At 49.9% G+C, this 26470-nt stretch carries 23 protein-coding genes and 1 pseudogene; 17 read left to right on the top strand and 7 right to left on the bottom strand.

Annotated elements, in window-relative coordinates:
• Nucleotides 1-106: 106 nt before the first annotated feature.
• Nucleotides 107-1312, bottom strand: a complete 1206-nt coding sequence (gene hmpA / locus DP091_RS03330) for an NO-inducible flavohemoprotein (protein ID WP_113057047.1) — start codon at nt 1310-1312, stop codon at nt 107-109.
• 486 nt (nt 1313-1798) lie between these two features.
• Between hmpA and DP091_RS03325 the strand changes: the two genes are divergently transcribed.
• A complete protein-coding gene (locus DP091_RS03325; RefSeq protein WP_113057046.1) occupies nt 1799-2491 on the top strand; it encodes a YitT family protein in 693 nt (230 codons plus the stop codon).
• A 69-nt stretch (nt 2492-2560) separates the two neighbouring features.
• Here DP091_RS03325 and DP091_RS03320 read toward each other — a convergent pair whose 3' ends face one another.
• The 3 genes from DP091_RS03320 to DP091_RS03310 all read right to left on the bottom strand — a co-directional run bounded on the left by DP091_RS03320 (nt 2561) and on the right by DP091_RS03310 (nt 4544).
• Nucleotides 2561-2743: a DUF2188 domain-containing protein gene (locus DP091_RS03320; RefSeq protein ID WP_071223800.1), complete on the bottom strand. Its 183-nt coding sequence runs from the start codon at nt 2741-2743 to the stop codon at nt 2561-2563.
• 133 nt (nt 2744-2876) lie between these two features.
• Nucleotides 2877-3842, bottom strand: a complete 966-nt coding sequence (gene msrA, locus DP091_RS03315) for a peptide-methionine (S)-S-oxide reductase MsrA (RefSeq protein WP_113057045.1) — start codon at nt 3840-3842, stop codon at nt 2877-2879.
• Nucleotides 3843-3932: 90 nt separating this feature from the next.
• The gene (locus DP091_RS03310) at nt 3933-4544 is read right to left on the bottom strand and encodes a TVP38/TMEM64 family protein (protein ID WP_113057044.1); all 612 of its coding nucleotides are present in this window, start codon (nt 4542-4544) and stop codon (nt 3933-3935) included.
• A gap of 524 nt (nt 4545-5068) precedes the next feature.
• On the opposite strand from DP091_RS03310, the gene DP091_RS03305 reads away from it, so the two are divergent.
• Both DP091_RS03305 and DP091_RS03300 read left to right on the top strand, forming a co-directional pair.
• Nucleotides 5069-5770: a TerC family protein gene (locus DP091_RS03305; RefSeq protein ID WP_113057043.1), complete on the top strand. Its 702-nt coding sequence runs from the start codon at nt 5069-5071 to the stop codon at nt 5768-5770.
• A gap of 90 nt (nt 5771-5860) precedes the next feature.
• The gene (locus DP091_RS03300) at nt 5861-6175 is read left to right on the top strand and encodes a hypothetical protein (RefSeq protein WP_113057042.1); all 315 of its coding nucleotides are present in this window, start codon (nt 5861-5863) and stop codon (nt 6173-6175) included.
• 101 nt (nt 6176-6276) lie between these two features.
• Here DP091_RS03300 and DP091_RS03295 read toward each other — a convergent pair whose 3' ends face one another.
• Complete coding sequence (locus tag DP091_RS03295; protein ID WP_100536197.1) at nt 6277-7095, bottom strand: AraC family transcriptional regulator; 819 nt, start codon at nt 7093-7095, stop codon at nt 6277-6279.
• Nucleotides 7096-7236: 141 nt separating this feature from the next.
• Between DP091_RS03295 and DP091_RS03290 the strand changes: the two genes are divergently transcribed.
• The 10 genes and pseudogenes from DP091_RS03290 (at nt 7237) to DP091_RS03245 (ending at nt 17419) form a co-directional block, all read left to right on the top strand.
• Entirely contained in the window at nt 7237-8337 is a 1101-nt protein-coding gene (locus tag DP091_RS03290; RefSeq protein ID WP_113057041.1) for a Gfo/Idh/MocA family protein, read from the top strand.
• 172 nt (nt 8338-8509) lie between these two features.
• Nucleotides 8510-9595: a Gfo/Idh/MocA family protein gene (locus DP091_RS03285; RefSeq protein ID WP_071223807.1), complete on the top strand. Its 1086-nt coding sequence runs from the start codon at nt 8510-8512 to the stop codon at nt 9593-9595.
• A 44-nt stretch (nt 9596-9639) separates the two neighbouring features.
• Nucleotides 9640-10608, top strand: a complete 969-nt coding sequence (locus DP091_RS03280; RefSeq protein ID WP_113057040.1) for a sugar phosphate isomerase/epimerase family protein — start codon at nt 9640-9642, stop codon at nt 10606-10608.
• Nucleotides 10609-10653: 45 nt separating this feature from the next.
• Nucleotides 10654-11376, top strand: a complete 723-nt coding sequence (locus DP091_RS03275; protein ID WP_113057039.1) for a ThuA domain-containing protein — start codon at nt 10654-10656, stop codon at nt 11374-11376.
• A 173-nt stretch (nt 11377-11549) separates the two neighbouring features.
• Nucleotides 11550-12217 (top strand): annotated as a pseudogene (locus tag DP091_RS32305) (uracil-DNA glycosylase).
• A gap of 147 nt (nt 12218-12364) precedes the next feature.
• Complete coding sequence (locus DP091_RS03265; RefSeq protein ID WP_071223811.1) at nt 12365-12685, top strand: winged helix-turn-helix transcriptional regulator; 321 nt, start codon at nt 12365-12367, stop codon at nt 12683-12685.
• A gap of 183 nt (nt 12686-12868) precedes the next feature.
• Nucleotides 12869-13543 carry a hypothetical protein gene (locus DP091_RS03260; protein WP_113057038.1) on the top strand — a complete coding sequence of 225 codons (675 nt, stop codon included), beginning with the start codon at nt 12869-12871 and terminating at the stop codon, nt 13541-13543.
• A 179-nt stretch (nt 13544-13722) separates the two neighbouring features.
• Nucleotides 13723-16161, top strand: coding sequence for a nitrite reductase large subunit NirB (nirB, locus tag DP091_RS03255; protein ID WP_113057037.1), 2439 nt, complete (start codon nt 13723-13725; stop codon nt 16159-16161).
• A 95-nt stretch (nt 16162-16256) separates the two neighbouring features.
• Nucleotides 16257-16574 (top strand): nitrite reductase small subunit NirD, encoded by a 318-nt coding sequence (gene nirD, locus DP091_RS03250; RefSeq protein WP_113057036.1) that lies wholly within the window; start codon nt 16257-16259, stop codon nt 16572-16574.
• Between the two features lie 47 nt (nt 16575-16621).
• Complete coding sequence (locus DP091_RS03245; protein WP_113057035.1) at nt 16622-17419, top strand: formate/nitrite transporter family protein; 798 nt, start codon at nt 16622-16624, stop codon at nt 17417-17419.
• A 205-nt stretch (nt 17420-17624) separates the two neighbouring features.
• On the opposite strand, the gene DP091_RS03240 is transcribed toward DP091_RS03245, so the two are convergent.
• The gene (locus DP091_RS03240) at nt 17625-17783 is read right to left on the bottom strand and encodes an asparagine synthase (protein WP_071223816.1); all 159 of its coding nucleotides are present in this window, start codon (nt 17781-17783) and stop codon (nt 17625-17627) included.
• An 87-nt stretch (nt 17784-17870) separates the two neighbouring features.
• Nucleotides 17871-18596 carry a Crp/Fnr family transcriptional regulator gene (locus DP091_RS03235; RefSeq protein WP_113057034.1) on the bottom strand — a complete coding sequence of 242 codons (726 nt, stop codon included), beginning with the start codon at nt 18594-18596 and terminating at the stop codon, nt 17871-17873.
• Between the two features lie 275 nt (nt 18597-18871).
• On the opposite strand from DP091_RS03235, the gene adhE reads away from it, so the two are divergent.
• From adhE to DP091_RS03215, 4 genes are all read left to right on the top strand, one after another.
• Nucleotides 18872-21481, top strand: coding sequence for a bifunctional acetaldehyde-CoA/alcohol dehydrogenase (adhE, locus tag DP091_RS03230; RefSeq protein ID WP_113057033.1), 2610 nt, complete (start codon nt 18872-18874; stop codon nt 21479-21481).
• 318 nt (nt 21482-21799) lie between these two features.
• Nucleotides 21800-24046 carry a formate C-acetyltransferase gene (gene pflB / locus DP091_RS03225; protein WP_113057032.1) on the top strand — a complete coding sequence of 749 codons (2247 nt, stop codon included), beginning with the start codon at nt 21800-21802 and terminating at the stop codon, nt 24044-24046.
• A 43-nt stretch (nt 24047-24089) separates the two neighbouring features.
• Complete coding sequence (gene pflA / locus DP091_RS03220; protein WP_113057031.1) at nt 24090-24833, top strand: pyruvate formate-lyase-activating protein; 744 nt, start codon at nt 24090-24092, stop codon at nt 24831-24833.
• A gap of 207 nt (nt 24834-25040) precedes the next feature.
• On the top strand, nt 25041-26399 hold the full coding sequence (locus DP091_RS03215; protein ID WP_113057030.1) for an ABC transporter substrate-binding protein: 1359 nt from the start codon (nt 25041-25043) through the stop codon (nt 26397-26399).
• Nucleotides 26400-26470: the final 71 nt, after the last annotated feature.

Raw genomic sequence — 26470 nt, 5'->3', positions numbered from 1 at the left:
ATACGCATGACCATACCTAATAGCCGACAGCAAGCCTGTTCAATCTAAAAAAAGGTGCCTGTCTTTACGTAAGACAGGCACCTTTTGATTGTATAATATGGTTATTTTAATCTTCCAATGTACCAGCCGGGCCAAAAAATTCATAATGAATCCGGTCCGAAGGCACCTCCATCGATTTCAAATGACTGTTCACGGCCCGCATGAACGGAACAGGGCCGCAGAAGTAGAAGTCTGCCTTGGCATCAACGGTTTTGCGCAGGAAATCAAGATTTATATAACCTGCTTGGTGACACTGATCCTCCGATTCCGGTTGTTCATAAATGACATAAGAGATTAGCTGCGGATGCTTGGAGGCAAGCGCATCGATGTGAGACTTCATCGCATGCTGGCTGCCGCACTTGGCCGCATGGATAAAGGTTACGTTCCGGTCAGGCTGTTCCACCAGCACGGTTTCGAGCATGGCCACCATCGGGGTTAAACCGACGCCGCCGCTGATCAAGACAAGCGGAAGATCGCTGTCCGTATCCAGCGTAAAGGAACCGGCCGGAGCCGTAACCTCAAGAACGGCCCCAACCTCGGCATGACGATGCAGCCAAGTGGAGACGACGCCTGCAGGCTTTCCTTCCAGCTCATCCTCACGCTTGACCGTTATTCTGTAGTAAGGCTGACCCGGCGCGGACGAGAGACTGTAATGACGATTATGATAATAGGCTTCACCTTCAGGTTTTACCCGGACCGTGATGTATTGACCGGGCTTATAAGCGGATATCTCGCCGCCGTCCTGCGGGACCAGATAAAAGGAAGTGATCACGGAGCTTTCTTCCACCTTCCGGTCAATGACGAAATTGCGGTATCCGCTCCATCCGCCGGTCTCGTTCGCGGCTTGTTGGTACATATCCGCTTCAATGCCAATGAAGACATTGGCAATAGCCCCGTAAGCTTCGGCCCAGGCCTCGATAATTTCGGGCGAAGCAGCGTCTCCCAGCACTTCCTTCATGGCGGCGAGCAGCGTTTCGCCAACGATCGGATAGTGCTCGGGCAATATGTTTAATGCCCGATGCTTGTGCCCGATCTGCTTAACAACCGGAACGATCGCTTCAAGACGGTCGATATGGGCCGCCGCGGCGTATACGGCATTGGCAAGAGCAAAGGGCTGTTTTCCTTCTCGTTGATTCGCATGGTTGAATATGTGAAGAAGCTCCGGATGATGATGAAACAATTTTTGGTAAAATGCAGTCGTGATTGCCGTTCCATGTGTTTCAAGAACAGGAACGGTCGATTTAACGACCTCAATCGTATGCTGGCTTAACATGCAGACTCCCCCTGATTCATAATCGATTTCGTGTTCGAATTAAGTATAGACAAGGCAAAAAGGGGCGCTAGTGATTTAGGTCACATCGGATTTAGCGAATATGTGAACAGAACGACGATATTTTATGGAGGGAGTTCTTAAAACGAGTTTTTTTACATATTTCATATATATATTCCAGTTCATTCTAGCCAGCTGTTTAGCTTGTATGCCAGCTGTGTTATAATAGTATAAGCAGTCTAATTAAAACGAGAAAGGATCAGGATACCATGTGTCCCCGAAGGACGAATCCCCAAAGGACGATTTGGAAACGTTATGATCTCTCATACACATAGCTTCCTTCGTAGAGCGAAGTCGGACGTCAGAAGACAAGGACGGTCTCTTACGAAAGGATGGGAACTATGGTTCGAAGGATGAACTCCTCCAGGTTGCCTCTATGTAGAGATTGGCCTATGTCTGACCAATCTACTACGACAAGAGGGATCCTGTATGAGGAAAAGACAAAACACAATTATCACCATGTCGGCGATGTTGTTCGGAACGTTTTTAATGGCTTTTACGTATTATCACATTAATTTTCACAATCATTTGACCGAAGGCGGTTTTGTCGGCCTTGCGCTGCTTGGCAAATATGCGCTCGATATTCCGCCCGCATTAAGTATGGTCCTCATGGACATACCGGTTCTGCTGGTTGCCTTATTCATCAAAGGTCGGAAGTTCATTATCAATACCGTTGTTGCGGCGAGCATGTTCACTTTGTTCTACGCATTGATCGAGCGGTATTCCACGCTTGTGATCGATTTGAATCATAACTTGCTGGCAGCCGCGCTGCTGTCCGGTTTATTGACGGGCTTAGGCGCAGGCATCGTGCTCCGTTTTGGCGGGGCGACAGGCGGTGACGACGTGATCTCCGTGCTGTTCAGTGAGTGGAGCGGGCTTAAGGTAGGGACGGTGTTTTTCCTGATGGATGCCGTAGTACTGCTATTATCGCTATTCTACATGCCATTGGTTGAAACCTTATATACTATATTAGCCGTATCGATTGCCGGACAAGTGATCACCATCACAGTGACGTACGGTACCGAGAAAACGGAAAAGAAACCGATTCGGAAGGCGGTCCGTGCCCCAAGCACTCCGGTTACTCCGAAGACAGCGCAGCATACCGTTAGCGGCCGTTCATAAGACGGTACAACTAAGAGAAGCTCACCCCATGCAGGGTGAGCTTCTTTCGTATGCTTACGCCACGGATCTTCATTTCTCGTCTTTCGGATGATTCTCATCCCACTCCTGTGCCTTGGCGGTGGCGATAGCGATGGCACGACCTTCATCGTAATCTTCCTCCAGCAGGGCATTGGCAATTTCCACGGCTTTATTCCTCACCCGCGGCTCCAGATTTTTCATGGATGGCGGATAATCATGTTTGCTCCAAGGCATAGTGCAATCCCTCCAGTTCATCTGTAATTTGTATGTAATGTATATTACCCCGTGCAGCCAGATTGAATAAACGGGATTAAACATACCAAAAAAGTGCATTGCCCTGAGAGGCAATGCACTAGGAATCTTGGATTTATTCAAACAGCTGCAAATACTCGCCGTAGCCTTCCTTCTGCATCTCTTCCTTCGGTACAAACCGCAGTGCCGCAGAATTGATGCAGTAGCGAAGCCCGTTCGGCCCAGGTCCGTCGTCAAATACATGGCCGAGGTGCGAGTCGCCTTTTTTGCTTCTTACCTCGGTGCGGACCATCATATGGGTAAGATCCATTTTTTCCTTAATGTTGTATTCGCGAATCGGGCGGGTGAAGCTCGGCCATCCGCAGCCGGCATCATATTTGTCCGTTGAGCTGAAGAGCGGCTCGCCGGAAACGATGTCCACGTAAATGCCTTCTCCGTGATGGTCCCAGAACTCATTGTGGAACGGAGGCTCGGTTGCGTTATTCTGGGTCACTTCATATTGGATCGGTGTCAGGCGCTGTTTAAGCTCGGCCGGATCTACCGGATCCGACCAGTGCTGCTCAATGAAATCCTCGCGTCCCGAACCTTTGCGATAGCGTTTGTAATGGCTCGGGTTTTTCTTGTGATAATCCTGATGATATTCTTCGGCTTCATAGAAAGTGCTGGCGGGAATGATGGGCGTTACGATCGGTCCGTCGAATCGTCCGCTGGCAGCTACGGCTTGTTTGGATTGCTCCGCAAGCTCACGCTGCTCCTCCGTATGGTAAAAAATGGCGGTTCGGTAAGATGTGCCACGGTCATGGAATTGTCCGCCCTCATCCGTAGGATCGATTTGCTGCCAGAAGAGCTCGAGCAGCTTTTCGTAAGGGAACACTTCCGGGTTATACGTGATTTGAACAGCCTCATAATGACCTGTTGCATCAGAGCATACCTCTTCATAGGTCGGATTTTCCTTATGGCCGCCCGTATAGCCGGAAACGACCTTCAGGATGCCTGGCAGCTCATCAAAAGGAGAGACCATACACCAGAAGCAGCCTCCCGCAAAGGTAGCCAATTCACTTGGGGTTGAACGATTATTCATCTATTATCCCTCCATCGTTATAACTTATAAATGTAAGTCTTACTCTATATTATAATCATTTTGGTCAGGGAAACCAAAACCATGCTTCGTTTAAGCCGGTCTCCCTTTATACCACCGGATAGCGGCCAGGCACAGAGCGGTAACCAGCACAAGTCCGCCCGCGATACCCGCAAAGAGGAGCGGATGATCGGCAAACCCGCTGCCCAGCCAGGCATACAGGAGAATCGCTGGGATTTTACCGATGGCTGAAGCGATCGTGTACGTCCAGAATGGAATGGATGCGACGCCGGCATAAATATTGACGGCCATTTGCGGTATGATGGGCAGTAAGCGCGCGAGCAGGATCGACAGAAACGGGCGCTTTTCTACCAGGGATGTAAACCTATGGAGAGCCTCGTATTTGCCAAGCAGTCGCCTGCCAGGCTCCTGGTACAAGGACCGTATTGCCGCATACAGGATGACGGCCGCTATCGTTGTTCCAAACCACGAAATGGCTGCGGCCCAGAGTGTCCCATACGCATAGCCGAGAATTGCGATAATGACTTTATAGGGCGCAACGGGAAATAACGCAAGCAGGGCTGCCAGCAGGATCATCAGGTAGAGCGGGGGATTTCCTCCCAGCCAGTCTATGATTTCACGTCTGTATGCAAATGCCAGCACCAGGGCTGTTGAATAAATTGCGGGTATGATCCATCTCTTCATGTATAATCCTCACTTTGCGAAAGTCAAAGTCAACCAGAATAGCACCATGATAGCAAAAAAACAGGAATGCTGCCCACATTTCGGATAGCCAAGCATCCGATCTCGGTGGGAAAAATTGAATATACAGGCGATTTTTCATATGCTATAATATGTCCAACCGAATAGTTCCCAAAGGGGAGTAGCTTCATAAGAAAACCTTCTATCGTGGCCTTTCAAGGATGAGCGACCGCGATTCAAAGGTAGGTTTTCTTGCGGTATAGAATTTCATGGGTTCCGTTGATAACTTATAAATTCTAGATCGTAAGTAAAGTCGTCATTACGGGATGAACCATCCCCGGCTTTATTGGCAACGATTATGTTGTTTAGCGAGACCTTTGCCTGATTTATTCATGAATGAGGTGGAGGTCTTTTTTTGCGCCCAAAAAACGCTGTAGACCTTTGTAAACTAAGGGAACAGCGTTTTTTTTGGTGGAGGACATCGGTAGGTGGAAACCTAAAGAAAATGCAGAAAGGATGGGAGAAGCATGGATATAATGTCGATGGATTTTTGGATGGCGCTGCTATCGATTGTCCTCATTGACCTTGTGTTGGCAGGCGATAACGCGATTGTTATCGGGCTAGCCGCTCGTAATGTCCAGAAGGAGGACCAGAAGAAAGTCATCATGTGGGGTACCGTCGGTGCAATTGTGATTCGTATCGTGGCCACACTCCTCGTTGTACAGCTCTTAATGATCCCCGGCTTGCGCTTGATCGGCGGCTTTGCCCTGTTGTGGATTGCCTACAAGCTGATGGTGGATGAGAAGCAGCATGAAATTTCCGCTGGCAACCAGATGTGGGCGGCCATCCGTACGATTATTATCGCGGACGCGATGATGGGACTGGATAACGTGCTTGCTGTAGCTGGCGCTGCTGGCGAAAGCTTCATGCTGGTTATTATCGGACTTGCGATTTCGGTTCCAATTATGGTGTGGGGCAGTACCATTATCCTGAAGTTGACGGATCGCTTTCCTATTATCATCACGATCGGTGCTGCAGTGTTAGCCTGGACCGCATCGAAGATGATTGTGGAAGAGCCGATGATTCACAGCTGGTTCGCCAATGGCGTTCTGAAGTATGGTTTTGAAATTCTTGTTATTGCCATTATCATCAGTCTTGGAACTTGGATGAAGAAGAAGAATGACCAAAAAGCGAAGAGCCATCCGGTGCAGGTCAAGATGGTCGACTAGCTTAGACTTTGTCTGAGCGGAAGAAAACGGTATAATGTCTTCATGAACGAAGAGAGCTCCGAAGCCCTTTTCGCATGAGGAGGGTAACAAATGGAATATACGGAAAAATCCGTGGAAGAACGCATTGCGGAGTCGTACCGCCAGGACGAGGATATGATGATCCTCGTGTTTGCACAGTGGTGTGTGAATCACGGACTTGACCCAGTGGAACTGTACCGTAAGGCATATCCGAATCAGCCCGACAATGAGCGGCTGGCACGGGTGCTGGAATTAACGGTGCCCAAGGAAGAAGCTGGCGAAATACCGGATCAGACCCTGCTTGGCGTCCTGACGTTATTCGGAAATGAAGACTTGGCTATCGTTGTATCCGAGGCAGCAGCCACGCTAGACCGTGACAAGAAGTAATTTTGGAATCATGGAATATCTTACATGTGATTCAAGAAAGAAGCGGTTCGATCAAGGGAAAACCTTGGTCGACCCGCTTTTTTACTGCACAGTTGGCACGATCAGTTTGACGTTCGGCTGGCCATGCGGAATTGTTTAGGTGAAACGCCGAATCGGGAGCGGAAAACGCGGTGAAAATAAGTATAGTTGGCAAAGCCGGACGTTTCGGCGACATCCTCCAGCGACAGAGGGCTGAACACAATCCGTTCCTTGGCCATGCTCAGGCGAACGTCCATGGTGTATTGCATAATGGTGGTGCCGAACGCTTCTTTGAACAGATGGACTGCCCGGGAGACACTAATGCCGACATGGGCCGCGACATCCTCCAGCTTGAACATCGAGGAGGCATTCTCTTCAATGTAATTTTTCATGCGGTAGGCTAGGTACGTCTTGGGTGTGGTCGATGGCTGCTCCGATAACAGGCGGTCCACTTCGAGGCACAGAATCCGGACCGTGTAATCCGAAATCTCCGGATAAGGATCTGATACACGACGCTGCTCCAGCAGAATTTGCCGAAACAGACTCAGGTAGCGTTCTTCCAGTGGAACCCGGATTTTGGTAGGGCGTTTCTTGGAATTCCACCAAGCATCCGCCCAGGGACCCTTGAAAAAAATATGGTAATCTCCGCTTTCGATGGTTAATTCACCCAAAGCGTTATATTCGTCATCTATTCGGAGTTCATAGGGTTGTCCTGGCGTGAAGATCAACAGATCCCCTGCTTCAACGAGCGACAGCTCGTCGTCAATTTTGGCGCGGCATTTGCCGTCGGTCTGCCATCGCATCAAGTAGGTGTCGAAACCGTCGGCCAGGGACATCTTGAAAGGTTTACGATGAAATGAGAAATCCGCTGCTACGACTTGGTTGGAAAGATTTGAATCCATTGCTAAAGTCCCCTTTAAAGAATAAGAAAATAATGACCAGATTGTTCATGTTTTAATCATATTCTTCATTTTAAACGAAAGCATAAAAGAATACCATGGTACTAGTCCGAGCACATCTAAAACACTCAAGGAGTGACAGCGATGAAAAAAATGAAAGCAGGTATAATTGGCTGCGGAAACATCAGCGGCGTATACTTCACGAACTTAAAGAACAGCCCTTGGGTTGAAGTCGTGGCATGTGCTGACCTTATTCCGGACAACGCGCTGAAGAAGGCCGAAGAGTTCAACATCCCGAACGTGTATACGGTACAGGAAATGCTCGCACAGACTGACATTGAGTTTATTATTAATCTGACCATTCCGGCCAGCCACGCCAATGTGGATATTGCCTCGCTGGAAGCAGGGAAGCATGTTTACAGTGAAAAGCCGCTGGCGATTACCCTTGATGAAGCCCGCCGCGTGCTAGACATGGCAGATCAAAAAGGACTTCGCGTTGGCTGCGCGCCCGATACGTTTCTGGGCTCCGGCGTACAGACGGCCAAAGCCGCTATTGAATCGGGGCTTATTGGGAGACCTGTTGCTGCGACGGCGTTTATGATGGGTTCAGGACCGGAAGCTTGGCATCCTAATCCTGAATTTTTTTACGCGTCGGGCGGAGGTCCAATGATGGATATGGGCCCTTACTATGTATCGGCCCTCGTAGAGCTGCTTGGTCCTGCCAGCCGGATCAGCGCATCCACAGGCATCCAGATTCCAGATCGCGCCATCGGCTCCGGCCCGCTCCAAGGAAAACCGATCACGGTTCAGACCCCAACCCATTTAGCAGGGACGCTGGACTTTGAGAACGGTGCCATTGCAACCATGATTACCAGTTTCGATATCTTTGGAGGATCGAACCTGCCCTGGATCGAAATCTATGGCACGCAGGGAAGCCTGAGTCTCGGGGACCCGAACTTCTTTAACGGCGAAGTGAAGCTCCGGAAGCACGGCTCCGATGAATGGGAGCTGCTTGACCCCGCATTTGAATGCGGGAAGAACGAGCGGGGGCTGGGTATCAACGATATGATCCAATCGATTCATGAGCAGAAGGACCATCGCGTGAGTGCCCGTCTGGCATACCACGTCCTGGAGATTATGCAGTCGTTCCAGCAGTCTTCGCTGGAGGGCCGACATATCGTTCTGCAAAGCACATACCGCTACGGCAAACTTCCGGCGCCGCAGCAGGCAAACATGTCGGAATAGCGAACTGGCAGGCCGGTTCATATTCTTGTACACTGGTTATGAACGACATGCAAACCAGCTTCTGACGGATCTGACAGGGTTGTGAGTTCTTGGAAATGGTCCGCATGAAAGCGTTGCACTAATATTTGGAGATCATCCAAAATGATCAAATGCCTATGGGGAGGAAATGGACATGTCGAAAACGTTGAAGATCGGAATTATCGGTTGCGGGGGAATCGCCAACGGCAAGCATATGCCGAGCTTGAAGAAGCAGGCGCAGGCGGAACTGGTCGCCTTTTGCGACATCGTAGAAGAGCGTGCGCAGAAGGCGGCTGCTGAGTACGGGGTTGAAGGCGCAAAAGTTTACACGGATTTCAGAGAATTGCTGCAAGACGGCAGCATCGACGTCATTCATGTATGCACGCCTAACGATTCCCATTCCGAGATTACGGTTGCATCCCTCGAAGCCGGCAAGCACGTGATGTGCGAGAAGCCTATGGCGAAGACCGTTTCCGAAGCCAAAGCCATGCTGGACGCCGCAAAGCGTACAGGGAAAAAACTTACCATCGGTTACAACAACCGTTTCCGTGATGATAGCATGTATCTGAAAGGCGTCTGTGAGGAAGGCGAACTGGGCGAGATCTACTACGGTAAAGCGCTGGCTGTTCGCCGCCGCGCCGTTCCGACCTGGGGCGTATTCCTTGACGAAGAGAAGCAAGGCGGAGGTCCGTTGATCGATATCGGTACCCATGCACTGGATTTGACCTTGTGGCTGATGGACAACTACAAGCCGAAGAGCGTGCTGGGATCCACGTTCCATAAACTTGGTCAACGGGAGAATGCGGCGAATGCGTTCGGTCCTTGGGATCCGAAGGAGTTCAAGGTAGAGGATTCGGCATTCGGGTTCATTACGATGGAGAACGGCGCAACGATTATTCTGGAATCCAGCTGGGCCCTTAACGTTGTTGAGACAGGCGAAGCGAAAGCTGTGCTGGCGGGTACGGAAGGCGGAGCTGACATGAAGGACGGTCTGCGTATTAACGGCGAGAAAATGAGCAGATTGTATGAAACCAAAGTGGATTTGAATGCCGGCGGCGTAGCGTTCTATTCCGGCTCCAAGGAAAATGATGCGGACCGTGAAGCCAGAATGTGGCTGGAGGCTATTATTGAGGATAAGGACCCTGTAGTTAAGCCGGAGCAAGCGTTTGTTGTAACGCAAATTCTGGAAGCGATCTATGAATCTGCGAAGACAGGAAAAGCGGTTTATTTCGATAACTAAATCTTGCAATCCCTACTATATTAAGGTAAACCAGGAGGTATACAATGAAATTAGGCGTATTTATGGTATTGTTGAGCGGACGTAAATTGGAGGATGCTTTGGACTATGTGGCATCCAAGGGTCTTAAAGCGGTTGAGATCGGAACAGGCGGTTATCCGGGAAATGCGCATTGCAACCCGGTCGAGCTGATGGAGAATGAAACCGCGCTGAAAAACTTCAAAAATGCGGTCGAATCCCGTGGGTTGATCATTAGCGCGCTGAGCTGCCATGGCAACCCACTTCATCCGCAAAAAGCGATCGCGAAAGAGTTCCATGACACATACGTAAAAACGGTAGAGCTTGCCGAGAAGCTTGAAGTACCTGTTGTTAACACCTTCTCCGGCTGCCCGGGCGACCATGAGGATGCCAAATACCCGAACTGGCCGGTTGCGCCTTGGCCTAACGACTACCAAGAGATTCTGACTTGGCAGTGGGATAACAAGGTCATTCCTTACTGGACCGAATGGGGTAAATTTGCTGCAGACCGCAATGTGAAGATTGGTTTGGAATTGCACGGAGGCTTCTCCGTTCATACGCCTGGCACGCTGCTCCGTTTACGTGAAGCCGCAGGCGAAGTGATCGGTGCCAACCTCGATCCCAGTCATATGTGGTGGCAAGGGATTGATCCTGTTCAAGCGATTCAAATTTTGGGCCGCGAAGGGGCAATTCACCACTTCCACGCGAAGGATACGAGCATTGACCCAATCAACGTGAACAAGCACGGTCTGACCGATATGCAGTCTTATGCCAACATGCTGGATCGCGCTTGGCAGTTCCGCAGCGTAGGCTATGGGCACGACGTGAAGGAATGGGCCGATATGATGAGTGCCCTTCGTCTGGTTGGATATGATTATGTCGTAAGCATTGAACATGAAGATGGATTGATGTCGATTGAAGAAGGCTTCTCCAAAGCGGTGCAAAACCTTCAGCAAGTGCTGATCGAAGAGCCCCTCGGAGAAATGTGGTGGGTCTAACAGCTTAGAGTAACAACCGAATAAGCAATTAGGGGGAACAGCAAGATGCTTAACGTAACCATTTGGAATGAATTCGTACACGAGAAAATCCATGATGAGGTTCGGAACGTTTATCCAGCCGGGATTCACACGGCTTTGGCGGAGGGTCTGCAAAATCCGGATTTTGTTATCAGAACGGCAACGCTCGATCAGCCGGAGCATGGATTGACGGACGATGTGCTGGATTCAACCGATGTGCTGTTGTGGTGGGGGCATATGGCTCATGACCAGGTAAGAGATGAAATCGTAAGCAAGGTCGTAAAACGCGTGCAGGATGGCATGGGTCTGATCGTTCTTCATTCCGGACATTTTTCCAAGCCGTTCAAAGCTTTGATGGGCACAAGCTGCGATTTGAAATGGCGCGAAGCAGGAGAACAAGAAATTATCTGGAGTGTAAATCCGACGCATCCGATTGCGGCAGGAATTACAGGCCCGATCATCATTGAGCACGAGGAAATGTACGGCGAGTTCTTCGATATTCCAGCCCCAGACGAGCTGGTATTTGTCAGCAATTTCGAAGGCGGCGAAGTATTCCGCAGCGGTTGCACGTTCAAACGTGGCCATGGAAACATTTTCTATTTCCGTCCGGGGCATGAGACCTATCCAACCTACTACAACCCCGAAGTGCTGAAAGTGATCACCAATGCGATTAACTGGGCTTATTCTACAGCAGGCAAGCAAACCTTTGGCAACAGTCAGCCGGTTCGCGCGCTTCCCGTTTTAGTCTAAAGTTATGAGCGCTTATTAAGAAGCCATGCAATAACGAGCCGTTCAGGGGGAGCCCTTGAGCGGCTCGTTTTATCGTTGGCGGTGAATGTTCTCCGAAATGTTTTTCCCGGCTAGGGATAGAATATACCTAAGTATGGGGTATTGTATGATATACAAGAAGGGGGGCTGTACAGATGAAGGAAGTACAAAGCGCACCTGTAGATCCCGCAACCATCGCCATATGCCAGGCCAAGCTTGTCCATCAACCCGTAGAGGGCTTCCTGCTGGGGAGAGGAGTCCGTTTCGCCAAGATTATGTTTATTGGGGAAGCACCGGGCGCCCATGAAGTTCTGGAAGGTTTGCCTTTTGTAGGGCAGGCCGGGCAAGAGATGAATGCCTACCTGGAACGCCTGAACCTGACCCGGGAGCAAGTGTATATTACCAGTGCCATGAGAAGCAGGCCCTATAAGGAAAAGCTAATCGTGAGATCCACGGGCGAGAGCGTCATCAGCCGTTCTAATCGTACACCGACGAAGGCGGAAATATGGGCCCATGCACCTTGCTTGATGAAGAGATCCGGTGGGTTCGCCCGCACATGATCGCACCCATGGGAAATACGGCACTGCACCGATTAATCGGAAGTCATGAAACGGTGACATCGCTTCACGGCAAACTGATGGAGGGCCCGGTCCAGCAAGCTGCAGACCCGGAGAATCCAAGCGCAGGCTATAGGTTTTCGGAGGAAACCTATAAGATATTCCCTATGTTCCATCCAGCGGCCGTACTGTATAATAGGAAATTGTCCACATGGATCCAGAATGATTTGGATATTTTGGCTCGTATTTTATGGGATAAAAGCTGATTTTATGGGAAATAGGGGCTAGGTGGTTTTCAGTTTCTCGGAAATGTGCTAAAATGAAACATACTTACAATTCGTAAGTTTTCTAGTTTTTTGATAAAGCTTATGAGTTTCTATAAACAAGGTGACTTCGTAAAGAGGTGAAGGGATATGGAAGTTACAAATGTTACGATGTGTCCCCGTTTTGAATCTGCATTTTCTTTTCTGGGCAAACGGTGGAACGGTTTGATTATTCAAACGTTGATGAGCGGACCTAAGCGCTTTAAGGATATTTCAAATTTGATTCCGTCCATGAGCGATAAAATGCTCTCCGAGCGGATGAAGGATTTGGAATGTGAAGGGATACTGATTCGTCATGTCTACCCGGAAACACCGGTACGTATTGAATATGAACTGACTGAAAAAGGCAAAGCACTTCGTCCGGTGATGGAGCAAATTGCATCCTGGGCAGAACAATGGGTCGAAAGATGAGTCATCTTAAGACTCCCCTTGATGATTAAACCCTGGCATGAGACATCCTCATTTCAGGGTTTTTTTTCTAAACGGAAGTATGGTTGCTGTTTATTTACGGCAAGAATATGTGGACATGCACCAAGCGGACCCGGCTGCTATATGATGTAAATAACGAGAGCGGCATATCAAGGAGGCGAGCCCATGACCAAGCGAACGTATATCTCCCGTTTCCATTATGGACAAGAGGACATCTCAGAACTTGAAAACGCTTCATTAAAAGTGCTTCATATTTGTGAGAAAACCAAACGGATGCTGAGCCAGTATGTGCCGGATTCCCTGTGGTTAGCTGCGTCTGGAACAAGCCCGGAGCCTGCAGAAAACGTTACCCAAAACGGTACCGGTGCTTCCGTCATGTTTCAGAAATGGGTCAAAGCCCCCGGGGGATGGAAGTTCATTGGTTATGAAACCGATCGATTTCATGCTACCGGACAGAATATGGGACGAACGGGAAGATTTCTGCAGATGATCGTCTGGTCACTCTATGAGAAAATCGTGATGATGCATCCCTTCCTTGGCAGCGAGCCGTTTTTTGACGGGGAAGAGCTGGATGTGATTGCGAATTACTTTGTGCCTACGTATATCAGCGCCGTACCGTTGGTGGAGCAGGGAAAAGCCTTTAAGACCATACAGGCCGGCATCGTTCTGTATCAGGAGCATATTCAGGCGCCTGCCGTCACTATGCAATCGGATGGCGGCTTATTAGAGGGGAACTGGATGACCGGGGTAAATCTGGATGCGAAGGGGTTTGCGGGTATTCGCCCTTATTTAAAAGTGCCAAGCGGCGAACGAGCCTATATGGAAGCCGACATTATATAGAGCGTTTTCTCATCATAACCTTGTTCCGACGCGGACAGGGTTATTTGGCATTATTGTTTAAAATTTTAACGATTTATGTGAAATATATCACAAAAAATAATGCCGTCAGACGATATAATTTATGTGAAAGGAACGGAATACCACGATCTAGATAAACGTGTTGGGGAGGAATCAAACTTATGTCCAATATAAAGAGAGAAAAATTAGTTGTCATTGGCAACGGTATTGCCGGGATTAGTACGGTCGAGCAAATCATTAAATTGGGTGGGAATTTTGACATCACCGTCATTGGACAGGAGCCTCATCCGAATTATAACCGCATTATACTGTCGTATGTGTTGGAAGGCAGCAAAACCCTGGATGACATTGTATTGAATGATTGGAAATGGTACGAGGATAACCATATCACTTTGCACACGGGTGTCACCGTAACGGCGATTGACGGAGAGCGCAAGGTCGTGACAGCCGACAACGGATTGACGGTGCCGTATGACAAAGTAATGATAGCAACAGGCTCGAAGCCTTTTATTTTACCCGTACCGGGTAGTGGCAAAGAAGGCGTTATCGGTTTTCGTAACATAGCCGATTGCACCCAGATGCTGGAGGCCGCTAAGGCGTACAAGAAAGCGGCAGTCATCGGCGGGGGGCTTCTGGGTCTGGAAGCTGCCAAGGGATTGGTCAGCCTCGGCATGGAGGTGACGGTGGTACATCTCATGCAGGATTTGATGGAGAGCCAGTTGGATTCAATGGCATCCAGCATGCTGAAAAGGGAGCTTGAACACCAGGGGATCAACTTCTTACTAGGCAAACAAACAACCGAAATATTGGGAGATACCAGGGTCACCGGACTCCGGTTCAAGGATGGGGATGAGCTTGAGGTCGACCTGGTGGTCATGGCAGTGGGCATCAGAGCGAACAGCGCGATCGCCGAAGCGAGCGGAATCGAAGTGAACCGTGGAATCGTAGTTAATGATTATCTTCAAACTTCCTGGCCGGATGTGTATGCGGTTGGCGAGTGCTGCGAGCATCGGGGCGTATGCTACGGCCTGGTTGCGCCGTTGTTCGAACAGGGACAGGTACTCGCAAAACATCTGTGCGGTGTGGAAGGCAAGCCTTACGAGGGAAGCATTGTATCGACGAAACTAAAAATCAGCGGTGTTGATGTATTCTCTGCCGGCGAGTTCATGGAGCAAGCCGAACACGCGGTGATCACCGCGAAAGATGATTGGCGCAAGACATATAAGAAAATATTAATCCGCGATAATATCATTGTCGGAGCGATATTGTTCGGAGATGTGAGCGATTCGGCAAGCCTTCAATCCATGATTCGGAAAAAGACAGCCATGACGGATGAGATTTACGATTCAATCATGGGCACGGATCGTGCAGGGACAGGAGGCAGCAAGGCATTTTCGCTGGAAAAGATGCCTGACGATGAGATCGTATGCGGATGCAACGGCGTAACCAAGAAAGCCATTGTAGATGCCATTACTCTCGAAGGTCATACGACAGTGGATGAGATCAAAGCTTGCACAGGTGCTACCCGCTCGTGCGGCGGCTGTAAACCTGTTGTGGAGCAAATACTCCAGAGCGTATTGGGCGATGGCTTTAAGGCCGCAGGCAAACAAGGCATATGCTCATGCACGACACTCGATCGGGATGACATCGTCGCGGAAATCCGTGCGAAGGGACTTACCACGACGAAGGAAGTCATGCATGTTCTGAACTTCAGCAACCCGGAAGGCTGCTCGAAATGCCGCCCGGCCATTCATTATTATCTGGCCATGCTGAACCCGGTAACCCATCAGGAGGAGAGGGAATCCCGTTTTGTCAACGAACGGATGAACGCCAACATTCAGAAAGACGGCACTTATACGGTCGTTCCAAGAATGTACGGCGGCGTTACCACGCCGGAGGATTTGAAGAAAATCGCGGATGTATCGCTTAAATATAATGTGAAGGTTGTCAAGGTTACCGGCGGACAGCGGCTGGACCTCATAGGTGTTAAGAAGGAAGACTTACCGAGCGTCTGGGAAGAGCTCGATATGCCGTCGGGTTATGCCTATGCCAAATCGCTGCGGACCGTGAAGACCTGTGTAGGATCCCAATTCTGTCGTTTCGGTACGCAGGATTCGATGGGCATGGGAGCATTCCTCGAGGAGAAATTCGAAAGACTGGATTTTCCGGCGAAATTTAAAATGGCGGTCAATGGATGTCCGCGAAACTGTGCCGAGTCGTGCACGAAAGATATTGGGATTGTCGGCAATGACGGTGGATGGGAAATATTCGTTGGAGGCAACGGCGGCACGAAGGCACGTCTGGCGGATTCGTTCTGCAAGGTGAAAACGGATGAAGAGCTGATCGAAATCTGCGGAGCCCTGATGCAGTATTACCGTGAAACCGGTAAGTACCTGGAGAGAACATCGGAGTGGGTAGAGCGCTTGGGACTAGAACATATCCGAGCGGTTATCCTGGACGATCCCAAGCAGCGTAAGGAACTGGTGGAGAGAATCGAGCTTGCCCTGCAGCAAGTAGAGGATCCTTGGAAGAAAGTGCTGAACGACGAGAAGCTGCGTTATACGTTATTCGAGGATGCAAGACCAGTGATCAGCAAATAGAAGAGGGAGGAACCTGCTTCCCTCTTGCCGCCTGGGCATAGAGAGTTTATCGCAGTATGGATGGGAATAGACAAGAGAAGTGGAGGCTGCATGTTATGGAAACCGAAAGATTTATTGCGGTAGGGAATGAAAATGATTTTCTGTCACAGCTTGGAAGGGTGGTCCATCTCGGGGACCGGGAGATTGCCGTCTTCCGGACTTCGGATCATCAATGGTTTGCCCTGGACAATCAAAGCCCGCATCCCAAAGGAGGACCGCTCTCGGAAGCCATCGTATCCGGGCACTACATATACGATCCGTTATACGACTGGAAGATCGAGCTTTCAACCGGGCTCGTACAGGCTCCGGATCAAGGCCAGGTTCGTGTATATCCGATTCGCGCCGTGGACGGGAAGGTTGAGGTGGGTGTCTAAGGTCAGCTATCGCATATTAAACAGACGAATTCAAGGGGTGGTATCCCATGTTTAAAACGGATGTAGAAGCCGTTGTTAATGCCGCCGTCGGGAAAAAGGAGCAGATGAATAGTAACCTGCTGCGCTATATGGTGTCGGCTATGCTGGCCGGCGCGTACGTCGGCATTGGAATTGTATTGATCTTTAAGCTGGGGGCGCCGCTCGCGGCTGCCGGTTCGCCCTTTCAATCCCTCGTCATGGGAGCGGCATTCGGGATCGCGCTCACGTTAGTGGTGTTCGCAGGATCAGAGCTGTTTACGGGGAATCATATGTTTTTTACGATAAGCACATTATCCGGTCGAACGACGATGGGGGATACGCTGAAGAACTGGGTGCTCGTGTTTATAGGCAATCTGGCCGGTGCGATTCTGCTCAGCTATCTGGTGTATGCTTCCGGCCTGTTCAAAGGCTTGGCGCCGGATCATCTCATCTTCACGGCTGCCGCCAAGAAAATGAATGATCCGTTTATGGAGCTGTTCTTCCGAGGCATCTTGTGTAACTGGCTTGTCTGTCTGGCCTTGTGGATGGGAATTCGAGCCAAAGGAGAGACGACCAAGCTGATCTTAATATGGTGGTGTCTGTTTGCCTTCATTGCGACAGGGTACGAGCATAGCGTAGCCAATATGACACTTCTGACGCTCGCAACGATTTTGCCGGGGCATCCCGAGACCATTTCCATTGGCGGATGGATCAGCAACATGGTGCCGGTCACGCTGGGGAACATTCTTGGCGGCGGATTGTTTGTGGGGATGGCATATTGGTTTATCTCGTCGGGAAAAGGGAGCAAGCAAAAGAAGGTTGCATAGAAGGCATCATAGAGAAGGGGCTGCCGAAATGAAGCGGTCGACCAAACGGTTGACCGCTTTTTTTATTGTCTAATTAAAGTGAAGCATCTGCACGGAACGTCTCCTAACAGAAAAAAAGGACATTCTATCGGGCACATACATAAAAAGCCGTCCCTTCAGTTCAATGACTGAACAGGACAGCTATATGAATCTTGTCTTCCAATCCTTACCGATGTTCCACCAGGTCAATCGCACCAAGTACAATATGAGCCAGTCCGAAGCCGAGAATACCGGTTGCGGCAAGTTTATACTTGCTGCCAAGCAGAGCGGCACCCGAAGCAGAAACCACAGTTCCAAGAACAGCAGGAATCAAACCTTCACGCATGCTGAGCACTCCCTTTATTTTGGTTTGGAAAGACAAGGTTATTGTAAGCAGATGACTATATATTATGCACGGAAGGGAGCAGGCCGATTAAATACGGCAGATTTCGTTCGGGCACAACTCGCAATGGCAGATTTCCTGCAGCATCGGAAGATCTTTAATGACAATCATCCCGCCGGCATATTCGATGGCATCTTTTTTGCGCAGGTCACTCAGCATCCGGTTCACGCTTTCGCGGGTTGCCCCAATCATGTTCGATAGATCGGTGTGGGTAATCTTCTTGTTGATGAGAATAGTATCATCCGCTTGATGCTGCCCGTAGGTATTGCTCAGCCGGATGAGTGTCGATGTTAAAGCGCCGGGCTTGCCGTACATCATAAGATCCCGGAATTTGGTCTGGGTGATGCGGTGGTGAATGCCCATCCACTTCATAAAATCAATGGCGAAGTCGCAGTGCTGACAGATTAAGAGCTCCAGATCCTTGTGCTCGATGACACCGACAACACTATCCTCAAGCACCTCCGCCGAGAAACTGTGATTGTTGCTGAAGAATGGATCGGCTTGCCCGACCATGTCTCCCGGATGGTACATATATAGAATCAGCTCTTTGCCTTCATCGGTCGATTTCGTTAACTTGATTCTTCCTTGTTTAACGTAGTACAGCTTGTCGGCGAAATCGCCTTCCCAGAACAAATGGGATCCTTCAGGGAGTACCCTTTCCTTCATGCTGACCAGCAGACGGTTGCGGTTTTGCTCCGAGAAGCACTGCGTGTTCCCTAAGTTTTCGATTTCCATTACATGGTCTACAGTATTCATGTTGGTATCCCCTAACATCCTAAAATTTGATCTGTTTAATCTTTAAATACATTATAACGTGAAAACATTCACTTTTGGGGGAGGATAAGAGGAAAATCGTGGCGAATTTTCAAACTTTGTGATCTCTTTCACTTGGAAGGAGGGGAAGACAGGTGTAAATCACACAGAAAAAGATAAATACTTATTATATTGTGAAATATTTCACATGAAAATGGAAACAGCTGTGTTACGATCAAAGCGTAGAAAGAAACACGAATTATGTGAGGATGAGAGATATGGCTGTGAGTAAAGGAACGGCGGAAGTTAAAGGACAAACGGCATCGGAGTACATTCAGGGGCTGATTGCCAAGGCGAATCGGGCCAAAGAAAAGTTTATGGAATTGAATCAGGAGCAGGTCGACGGGATTGTACAGGCCATGGCCATGGCAGTCCTTGAGAAGCACATGCAGCTGGCGAAAATGGCGGTCGAGGAAACGGGACGCGGCGTGTACGAAGACAAAATCATCAAGAACCTGTTTGCCACGGAGTATATCCACAACAGCATTAAATACGACAAAACCGTGGGTATCATTGAAGACAACGCCTATGACAGCTTTCAAAAAATAGCAGAACCGATCGGGATTATCATGGGGATCACACCGGTAACCAATCCGACCTCCACGACGATATTCAAAGCACTGATCTCCATTAAAACAAGAAACCCGATCATCTTCGGATTCCATCCTTCCGCGCAGGCCTGCAGCCGGGAAGCCGCACGGATACTGCGGGATGCCGCCGTGAAGCAAGGTGCTCCTGCCGATTGCATCCAGTGGATCGAAGCTCCTTCCATGGATAAAACCAATGCACTGATGAACCATCCTGACGTTGCCTGCATTCTGGCTACAGGCGGTTCGGCGATGGTCAAAGCGGCATACAGCTGCGGCAAGCCTGCCCTGGGCGTAGGACCAGGAAACGTGCCTTGCTTTATAGAGAAGAGCGCGGATCTGGATCAGGCGGTGAATGATTTGATTTTGTCCAAAACCTTTGATAACGGCATGATCTGCGCTTCCGAGCAGGCTGTTATTATCGAGGAGCCTATATATCATACAGTGAAGAAAAAAATGATTGCCAGCGGCTGTTATTTTGTCAACAAGGAAGAGCTGGCGAAACTGACTGCGCATGCGATGGTATCGGGAAAATGTGCGGTAAATCCTGCTATCGTCGGACAGCCCGCAGCTAAGATAGCCGAGGCATGCGGATTCGAGGTACCGGAAAGCACCAAGATCCTGGTCGCCGAGCTGGAGGGAGTCGGACCTGCCTATCCGTTGTCTGCCGAGAAGCTTAGCCCGGTGCTGGCCTGCTATAAAGTGAAAGATGCGGAGGAGGGCATCACGCGCGCTGAAGAGATGGTTGCTTTTGGCGGCATGGGCCACTCGTCGGTAATCCATTCGCACAATGAGGACATCATCATGAAATTCTCGGATCGGATGAAAACCTGCCGTATCCTGGTGAATCAGCCATCTTCGCAAGGCGGTATCGGCGATATCTACAACACGAATCTGCCATCGCTGACGCTGGGCTGCGGTTCGTATGGACGTAACTCCACTTCGTCGAACGTGACGGCTGTCAATTTAATCAACGTGAAAAGGGTGAACCGAAGAACCGTGAACATGCAGTGGTTTAAAGTGCCTGACAAAATTTACTTTGAAAAAGGTTCCACGCAGTATCTTGCGAAAATGCCGGAAATCACCCGTGTCGCTATCGTTACTGACCCCATGATGGTGAAGCTGGGTTATGTGGAGCGGGTAGAGCACTATCTGCGTCAGCGCAGAGTGCCGGTAGCCATCGAAGTGTTCTCGGAGGTTGAGCCGGATCCTTCGACAACGACCGTAGAACGCGGAACGGAGATGCTTGCAAGATTCCAGCCGGACTGCATCATCGCCCTCGGCGGCGGATCGCCAATGGATGCAGCGAAAGCCATGTGGCTGTTCTATGAATATCCGGATACGGATTTTAACAATCTGAAGCAAAAATTCATGGATATCCGCAAGCGGGTGTATAAATACCCGAAACTTGGACAGAAAGCGAAGTTCGTTGCCATTCCAACGACGTCGGGAACGGGCTCGGAGGTAACTTCGTTTGCCGTCATCACGGACAAAGGGCTGGGAAATACCAAGTACCCGCTGGCGGATTATGAGCTGACACCGGATGTGGCGATTATCGATCCGGAATTTGTATACACGCTGCCTCAAACGGCGGTAGCCGATACCGGCATGGATGTCCTGACACATGCAATTGAAGCCTACGTATCGGTGATGGCCAGCGATTATACGGATGGGCTTGCCATCAAGGCCATACAGCTGGTGTTCCAGTATCTTGAGCAGTCGGCGCTTACCGGCGACAAACTCGCCCGCGAAAAAATGCATAATGCTTCGACGCTTGCCGGCATGGCTTTTGCGAATGCGTTCCTAGGTATCAACCACAGTCTTGCGCATAAGTGGGGTGGTCAGTATCATACGGCACACGGACGCACCAATGCGATATTGATGCCTCACGTCATCCGTTACAACGCGAAGAAGCCAACGAAGTTCGCTGCATGGCCTAAATACACCCACTTTGTGGCTGATGAGAGATATGCTGAAATTGCACGGATTCTCGGACTGCCGGCAAGAACGACGGAAGAGGGCGTGAACAGTCTAATTGGCGCAATCCGGGAGCTGAACAGCAAGCTCGGGATCGAGGAGTCGTTCCAGCAGCTTGGCATCGACCCTAAAGATTTCGAGAAAAATGTTGAGCATTTGGCGGACCGGGCTTTTGAAGACCAGTGTACAACGAGCAATCCGAAGCTGCCGCTGGTGACAGAGCTCGCAGAAGTTTACCGCAACGCCTATTACGGCCGGTTCTAGTCAAGATAGACTCTAAACGCCGATCGTGAAGATCCATATAGATTTTCAGACAAGGTATGCAAGACCAGGTTCAGAGTGATATAAATCACGGGGAAAGAGAAGTTTGTGATTATTATCACAGATGCAGGGAATTAACAGGACTACAATAAAGGTGTAGAAGGAAGCAGAATCTCAGATCTTTGATATAGAAGCTTGAAGGCACAAGGCGGGGTAGTGGCACCATTGATCGTGAAAATAATCACATTGAAGATCTGAGATAGATCAAGGTGCGGCCCCGCCTGTCCATGCAAGCCCCAGCAAATCTAGGAGGGATTCAATATGTCGGTGATTGAAAAAGAAGCAGGCTGGAAAGGTTTTAAATCAGGTAAATGGACCAAGCGAATTGACGTTAATGATTTTATTGCAGAGAACCTTACTCCCTATTATGGCTCTGATGGATTTTTGGCGGGACCCACGGATAACACCAAAGCACTGTGGGATATCGTATCGGATTTAACCAAGAAGGAACGGGAGAACGGCGGGGTTCTGGATGTGGATGTCCATACACCATCGACCATCACCTCCCATCAACCCGGCTATTTGGACAAGGATAAAGAACAGATTGTCGGCGTTCAGACCGATGAGCCGTTCAAACGCTCGATCCAGCCTTTCGGCGGGGTCCGGATGATGATTGATGCGTGCAACGCATACGGCTTTGAAATGCCGCAGGCGGTTGTGGACATCTTTAACGGTATACGCAAAACGCATAACCAGGGCGTGTTTGATGCCTACACTCCTGAGATGAGAGCAGCGCGCAAGGCCGGGATTATTACGGGTCTTCCCGATGCTTACGGCCGTGGACGTATCATCGGTGATTATCGCAGAGTATCGTTATACGGCGTGGACGCGCTGATCCAGGACAAATTGAGAGAACTTTCCGAGCTTGAAGTGGACGCCATGGATGAGCCGATCATCCGCTTGCGGGAAGAATTGTCTGAACAAATGCGGGCGCTCAAGGAACTGAAGGAAATGGCGGCAATGCACGGGTATGACATTTCCAAACCTGCGAATACGGCGAAGGAAGCATTCCAGTGGCTGTATTTCGGTTACTTGGCCGCAATCAAGGAGCAGAATGGCGCTGCGATGTCGCTTGGCCGGGTATCTTCTTTCCTTGATATTTATATTCAACGGGATCTGGCTGAAGGCAAGCTGACGGAAGAAACAGCCCAGGAACTGGTCGACCATTTCGTTATGAAACTTCGGATCGTGAAATTCCTGCGTACGCCGGATTATAACGAGCTGTTTAGCGGGGATCCGACGTGGGTAACGGAATCCATCGGGGGCATGTCGGTAAACGGTGAGACGAGAGTGACCAAGAACAGCTTCCGTTTCCTGCACACCCTGTACAATTTGGGACCTGCGCCGGAACCGAACTTGACGGTGCTATGGTCGGAGAAGCTGCCGGAAGCCTTCAAAAAATATTGTTCGAAGGTTTCGATCGAAACCAGCTCGATTCAATACGAGAACGATGATCTGATGCGTCCGATCTACGGAGACGATTACGGCATCGCCTGCTGCGTATCCGCGATGCGCATCGGAAAGCAGATGCAGTTCTTCGGAGCCAGAGCAAACCTCGCTAAAGCGCTGCTCTATGCGATTAACGGCGGTAGAGATGAGAAATCCGGCGCCCAGGTTGGACCGGAATATCCGGCCATCACCGCGGAAGTTCTGAGTTATGATGAAGTCATGAAGCGGTTCAAGCCGATGATGGAATGGCTTGCGAAGCTCTATATGAATACGCTCAATGTGATCCATTACATGCATGACAAATACAGCTATGAACGGATAGAGATGGCGCTTCACGACCGGGATATTCTGCGCACGATGGCATGCGGCATTGCAGGCTTGTCCGTAGCAGCGGATTCACTGAGCGCAATTAAATATGCGAAGGTGAAGCCGGTACGCAACGAGCAAGGGATTGCGGTCGATTTTGAAATCGAGGGCGAGTTCCCTTGCTACGGCAACAACGATGATCGTGTGGATAGCATTGCCGTTGAGCTGGTCGAAGCCTTCATGAGCATGATTCGCAAGCACAAGGCTTACCGTGATGCCATGCCAACCCAATCGGTGCTCACGATTACGTCGAACGTTGTATACGGCAAGAAGACAGGAACCACGCCGGATGGACGTAAGGCAGGCGAGCCGTTCGCTCCGGGCGCGAATCCGATGCACGGACGCGATAAGAAGGGAGCTCTCGCTTCGCTGACCTCCGTGGCCAAGCTGCCGTATGAGGACAGTCTCGACGGCATCTCGAATACGTTCTCGATCGTGCCGAAAGCACTTGGCAAGGAAAGTGATGTCCGCGTGAACAACCTGGTTGCGATGCTGGACGGTTACTTTGGCAGCAAAGCGCACCATCTGAACGTCAACGTATTTGACCGGGAGCAGCTGATGGATGCAATGGAGCATCCGGAGAATTATCCGCAGTTAACGATCCGGGTATCCGGTTATGCGGTCAACTTCGTCAAACTGACGCGCGAACAGCAGCTTGATGTCATCAACCGTACGTTCCACGGATCGATGTAAGGATGGAAGACTACCATAGCGGATACAGAAAGGATGACGCACCATGCTAAAAGGTCATGTACACTCCATAGAAACGTTCGGAACGGTGGACGGTCCGGGTATCCGCTTTGTGCTCTTCATGCAGGGCTGTCTCTTGAAGTGTCAATACTGCCACAATCCGGATACCTGGGGACTGCATGAAGGACGCGAGATGACGGTAGATGACGTATTGGCTGAGATCGAGCCTTATCTGAGCTACTACCGTTCATCCGGCGGCGGGTTAACGGTCTCCGGCGGTGAGCCGACATTGCAGTATCCTTTTGTCACGGAGCTGTTCAAGGAAGTGAAGCGACGCTGGAATTTGCATACGACGCTGGACAGCAACGGCTATAATGAACCGGAGAAAATATCGGAATTGCTGGAGCATACCGACTTGGTGCTGCTGGATCTGAAGCATATCAACGACGAGAAGCATATCAAGCTCACCGGGAAGTCCAATGAACGGACGTTGAAGACCGCCCGCTGGCTGTCCGAACATGGTCGGAACATGTGGGTCCGGCACGTATATGTACCAGGCATCCATGACAGCGAAGAAGACTTGATTGATCTAGGTCAATTTATTCGGACGCTGCACGGCGTCGAAAAATTCGAAATCTTGCCATATCATCAGATGGGCGTGTATAAATGGAAGGAACTCGGCATGGCTTATCCATTAGAGGGCGTTCCTTCACCATCTGAAGAGGAAGTCGCGCGCGCTTACCGGTTGATTGGCGAAATACCCGAGAAAATAGAGACTGTCCAGCAATGATTTCAACTGCATAATACTAAACATAATATGTTATGATTAATGACAATAACCTTTCCTGAAAATGGAAGGGTTATTGTTTTTTTGTAGAGGATTTTATCCCTTGGATAGAAAAATGTCGACCTATCGAAATATGCAATCGCTTTCTATAATGAAGATGTAAGGAAAGTGCCTATCAAGTATACAAACACTTCGGGAGGGTCAAAGACAATGAAGAAAAAGGGTCTGGCATTATTAATGTCGCTTCTGTTCGTCTCATCCACGCTTTTGTCTGCATGCGGCGGCGGTGACAAGGCAGCAGAGAATCCGTCAGGTGGTTCGGAAGGAACGGTAAGCAATGAGCCGTTTGAAATCACCATCCGCCATACGCAAGTAGGTGAATCCAAGAAGTTCCGTCTCGCATTGCTGAACGATGTGGTCAGTAAGACCGAAGAGGCGGTGCCCGGACTGAAAATCAAGCTGGACGCTGTAGACTCTGAAGTGAACCGTAAAGAGAAGCTGAGAGGCGAGATGGCAGCCGGTAAGCCGCCGGAAGTGTTCGATGTGTTCGGCAGCCCCGATGCAGGCGTATATTCCAAAGAAGGCTTGATGCTCGATTTGACTCCGATTTTGGATGAACTGGGCATTAAAGACAAATTTACGACGCTAGACCCGTTTACGCATGATGGCAAGATCTACGGATTGCCGATTGGCGGTTCCATTGAAGGTATTTTCTATAACAAGGACTACTTTACTCAAAAAGGCCTGAGCGTACCCAAAACCTTGGCTGAATTAGAGCAAATTGCTGAAACCATCAAAGCCGACGGCAAGATTCCGTTTGCGCAATCCTCCAAGGATGCTTGGATTCCGCTCATGACCACGAATAACTTGTGGAGCTATTACGCAGGGCCAGAGGTTACATACGGCTTTAAGACCGGAGAAACGAAATGGACGGATCCGAAAGTCGTTGAAGGTGTGAAGAAGCACCAAGAGTGGGTTGAAAAAGGATACTTCAAAAAAGGCGAGCTCGGTTTCGAATATGCGGACATGAGAAACCAAATGATTACAGGTGAAGCCATCATGATGATGGACGGATCGTGGGCGAACTCCGTATTTAGAGATCCGGCTCAAGCGGGTGACATGGTAGGTAAGGTCGGATACTTCAACCTGCCTCCGGTTAATGAAGGCGACCCTGTCATTGTCATGCAGGACGCAAACAACGGATATGGGTTCTCGGCAGCGGTTGCGGAAGATCCTCGTAAACTTCAGGCGGTTAAAGAATTCATCAAAAATATGTGGACAGATGAAATGCAGCTTCGCGGACTGAAAGAAGACGGTGTACTGCCGGCGATGAAGATGGATCTGGCAACCATGAACTCCACTTCGGACGATCCGCTTATGCAGGACATTTTCAAAGGCGTAAGTGAGATCAACAAGTCCTTCCCTGCCTTTGATGCACTTGTTCAAGCGGACGTGAACACCGCACTGAGCATGGGAATTCAGCAAGTCATCGGCGGCGAGCTTGATGCCGAGAAGATGCTCGAGAATGTGCAGGCAGCGCAAGAAGCGGCCAATGCTTCAGAGGAATAACAACAATCCTAGACGGAAGGGCACCACCCGCTGCGCTACATGGGGGTGCCCTTTCGCCTAAACAACATCAG

Origin of the sequence: Paenibacillus sp. MDMC362, from assembly GCF_003269305.1 — a bacterium.
Taxonomy (GTDB): Bacteria; Bacillota; Bacilli; order Paenibacillales; family Paenibacillaceae; genus Paenibacillus_AQ.
Note: the sequence above shows the minus strand (reverse complement) of the source record. Positions and strands in the feature narration are given on the sequence as shown.